This window comes from Erwinia oleae (assembly GCF_000770305.1).
Taxonomy (GTDB): Bacteria; Pseudomonadota; Gammaproteobacteria; order Enterobacterales; family Enterobacteriaceae; genus Erwinia; species Erwinia oleae.
Map to the genome: position 1 here is coordinate 1 of NZ_JNVB01000141.1, position 3230 is coordinate 3230.

The following is a 3230-nucleotide window of genomic DNA, read 5'->3' on the forward strand; positions in this document are numbered from 1 at the left end:
CTTTCATATAGCGCGCTTCCTGCACCGGACTGCGGCCAAAGAAGCGCTTAAATTCCCGACTGAACTGCGAAGGGCTTTCATAGCCGACATCCACCGCGGCGGCGGCGGCCGAAAAGCCGCCCCGCACCATCAGCAGCCGCGCCTGATGAAGGCGCGTTGACTTCAGATACTGCATCGGCGAGCTTTGCGTGACGGTTTTAAAATGCGCATGAAACGCGGCGACGCTCATTCCCACTTCCCGCGCCAGATCCGCCACTTCAAGACGTTCGCGATAGCGCGTCTGTAAAATATGTAGCGCGCGTCCCACCTGTGCAAAATAACCCTGCTGGCCCAGCGCCGCACGTAACATTGCGCCCTGCTCGCCCATCAGCACGCGATAATAAATCTCGCGTAGCAGGCCCGGCCCCAGAATTTTGCCCTCCTGCGCCGAGCGCAGCACATCAAGCAGGCGCAGCACGCAGTCGCCAAGCGTTTCATCCAGCGCGGTCGAGTGCATGCCCGCAGGTGGACAATCGCGCATCGGCGCGATATCCAGAGAGATAAGCAGATCGGCCAGCGCCTGAAGATCCAGGCGGATCGCCACCGCCAGCATTGGCTCTTCCGGCGAGGCTTCCGTCTGGCTGATAAAAGGCAGCGGCACCGCCACCACCAAAAAATGTTGGGCATCGTAGAGGTAAACCGCATCGCCAAGAAAACCGCGCTTGCGCCCCTGGCACACGATGACAATCGACGGCTCGTAAAGCACCGGCGTGTGCTCCAGCGGCAGATCGGATCGCAAAAAGCGCACGTCGTCGAGCAATGATTGAGTGTAGCCATTTTCAGGCGCCAGCTCGCCGATCAGCATCGCCATTTTTTGGCGACGGCTTTCCGCCTGCTGCTCGCGGGTGTTGTTACTCATGCGAACTCCTTTCTGGGCTGTAGTCGCGGCTGGGAGAAAAAGACGGCATTTCACCGGGTTACACAGTAAGCCATGATGGTTTAAAAATCAGCAACTGGTTGTTTAACGCTGGATTGCACCATGAAGTTACATTATAATCCTGCGCCGCAGGCCCCTTAGCTCAGTTGGTTAGAGCACGCGACTCATAATCGCTTGGTCACTGGTTCAAGTCCAGTAGGGGCCACCAAATTTTAGCTTTAAAATCATGATATTAAGCCACCTTCGAGGTGGCTTTTTTGTTATTCACGTTGTGAGTGTCGCATGAATCGCCACAGGTCTAACAGACACCTCAGAGTCATTTAAGGTGACTTAAAAGAGAGGTCCCATGAGCGAAAAACGTTATCCTGAAGAGTTTAAAATTGAAGCGGTAAAACAGGTTGTTGCGCGTGGCCATTCTGTTTCCAGCGTCGCAACTCGTCTCGATATCATTACCCACAGTCTTTACGCCTGGATAAAGAAGTACGGCCGGACTCCTCCACCAATAAAGAACAGTCAGATGCTCAGGCCGGGATCCGCCGACTCCAGAAGGAGCTAAAGAAAAAGATCTACGGGACGAGAGACGAAGCCAGAAGCGATATTTTTGATTACATCGAAATGTTTTATAACAGTAAGCGTCGGCATGGCTCGAGCGAGCAGATGCCACCGGCTGAATATGAAAACCTATATTATCAACGGCTCAGAAGTGTCTGGATTATCCGGGGCGATTCAGCCTGATATCCGGTTCTTCAGGATGATTTTCCAGTATTTGGAACTGTGCTACGGTGAACCCCACGCACATGACTGAGTGTAGTCACAGAATAACGCGATCTGAGCTTCCCGATTAACGAGAACTGTTCATGGAGTCTGACATCAAGATAGAATCCTGAAGAATCAGGACGGGTTACGCTTTTTGGCTGACTGAACTTACATGTTTAATCGACAGTCACGCTGTGCAGCACGGAAACATATATAACATTCAATAAATTGATAAATATATATTTTTTAGTAAAGGTGGGGAATCGCAGTACGCCGACTCAACCCATGAAAACCTACGTCTCCTGGTAAGCTAACCATAGGTATCAGCCTTGCCAGCCATTCCTGTTCGAACTAGAATCAGGGTTGAAACAACGAGGCGTTCCCCATGACAAAAACAACAACACACAACCCGATCACCAAAACCCAAATCTACCGTGCCGTCGCCAGTTCAACCGCGATAGAAACAGGCGCTACTGTGCAAAAAATTGAGCAGCAACTCAAACGCAATCAGGCACAGGCGAAAGCCGTTGGCCTCGCGCGCTAATCAGGCAAAATATCGCTTATCAGTTTTACCATAGGTCTGTAATTCCCTGATATACCAGCCTGAATTGCTTTAAAGTAAAAAGCCTTATGTGCATCCCATAAGCTATAATCCAGTAAGCTCTTTCCCGCCTGGACTGACAATACATCGCAAAGCAGCCGCGACAAACGCCCGTTCCCCTCCCTGAATGGATGGATCAAAATAAACTCCACGTGACATTCAGCCAGATAGCTGACCAGTTCCGGGCAAGGCAGCGCTCTCAACTCACCATAACGGGCGAGGAACTGTTTCTCAAAACCAGCGATCAATGGCCGAATTCTTCCGGCAGCAGCAAACTGAAAGCCGTCCTTCGTCAGGTTAGCGTCACGCGGCTTCCCGGCCCAGTCGTATACATTCCCCAGCCATTGGTGATGCCACCTTCTGACGTGCTCAAAAGTCAGCACCTCAGGCAGTTGGCCTTCAATAAATAGCTGTTCATACAGCATCAGTAGTAAACCGGACTCAAGTGCCTCCATTTTCTCCATGTCAGTAATCTCCAGCTTATTCGCCAGGACTGAATTACCAGAGCCAGGCTGATACCGTTCTTCTGATGAATTAAGTTCATATTTTGGCAAGTTTTCCCCTCCTTTCAGCCAGGCTTACATTATTACTTTTTCCGCAGGATCCCGGTACTTATTGGAATACGTCAGCCTGTCGACAAGCAGAGGAACACGGGCATTGATAACCCCTGCCACAGCGGACTGGCTCTGTGCAATTTTTCAATCATTACATGATGTTTAACTAAACCTGAAAACGAGTGGCGAAAAGTTGAGTTGGTAGTCACTATCTGTAAAAAAACTCTCTTTTTGTGAGGCCGATGATACTCAGCAGTTACGTATCAAATAGCTTTATCTCTTTTTTCAGAATGGCGTTTCGGGTGCGTACAGTTATCGCCTTTGATACTGCTCATGCCCTTTGCGCGCCCGGCGTACGGTTATTGACAGAACTCCAAGAGGCGGCGGTTGCCGCCATAAAAAA

4 protein-coding genes, 1 tRNA gene and 2 pseudogenes are annotated in these 3230 nt (G+C 50.5%); 4 read left to right on the forward strand and 3 right to left on the reverse strand.

Translation table 11 applies throughout. From position 1 onward, the window contains the following. On the reverse strand, positions 1-898 hold an 898-nt coding region (locus GS12_RS22405), incomplete at its 3' end, for an AraC family transcriptional regulator (RefSeq protein WP_052118570.1). Between the two features lie 149 nt (positions 899-1047). Between GS12_RS22405 and GS12_RS22410 the strand changes: the two genes are divergently transcribed. The 3 genes and pseudogenes from GS12_RS22410 (at position 1048) to GS12_RS25105 (ending at position 1651) form a co-directional block, all read left to right on the forward strand. Further along, a tRNA-Ile gene (locus GS12_RS22410) sits at positions 1048-1124 on the forward strand. Between the two features lie 138 nt (positions 1125-1262). Beyond that, a pseudogene (locus GS12_RS25100) lies at positions 1263-1477 on the forward strand (transposase); the annotation flags it as partial. A 36-nt stretch (positions 1478-1513) separates the two neighbouring features. Beyond that, entirely contained in the window at positions 1514-1651 is a 138-nt protein-coding gene (locus GS12_RS25105) for an IS3 family transposase (protein WP_235421335.1), read from the forward strand. A 21-nt stretch (positions 1652-1672) separates the two neighbouring features. On the opposite strand, the pseudogene GS12_RS24510 reads toward GS12_RS25105, so the two are convergent. Beyond that, a pseudogene (locus GS12_RS24510) lies at positions 1673-1791 on the reverse strand (IS3 family transposase); the annotation flags it as partial. Between the two features lie 266 nt (positions 1792-2057). Between GS12_RS24510 and GS12_RS24795 the strand changes: the two are divergent. Beyond that, positions 2058-2216, forward strand: coding sequence for a hypothetical protein (locus GS12_RS24795; RefSeq protein WP_152601477.1), 159 nt, complete (start codon positions 2058-2060; stop codon positions 2214-2216). Here GS12_RS24795 and GS12_RS22415 read toward each other — a convergent pair. Then, positions 2213-2827, reverse strand: coding sequence for a Fic/DOC family protein (locus tag GS12_RS22415; protein ID WP_034951146.1), 615 nt, complete (start codon positions 2825-2827; stop codon positions 2213-2215). The genes GS12_RS24795 and GS12_RS22415 overlap by 4 nt on opposite strands. Positions 2828-3230: the final 403 nt, after the last annotated feature.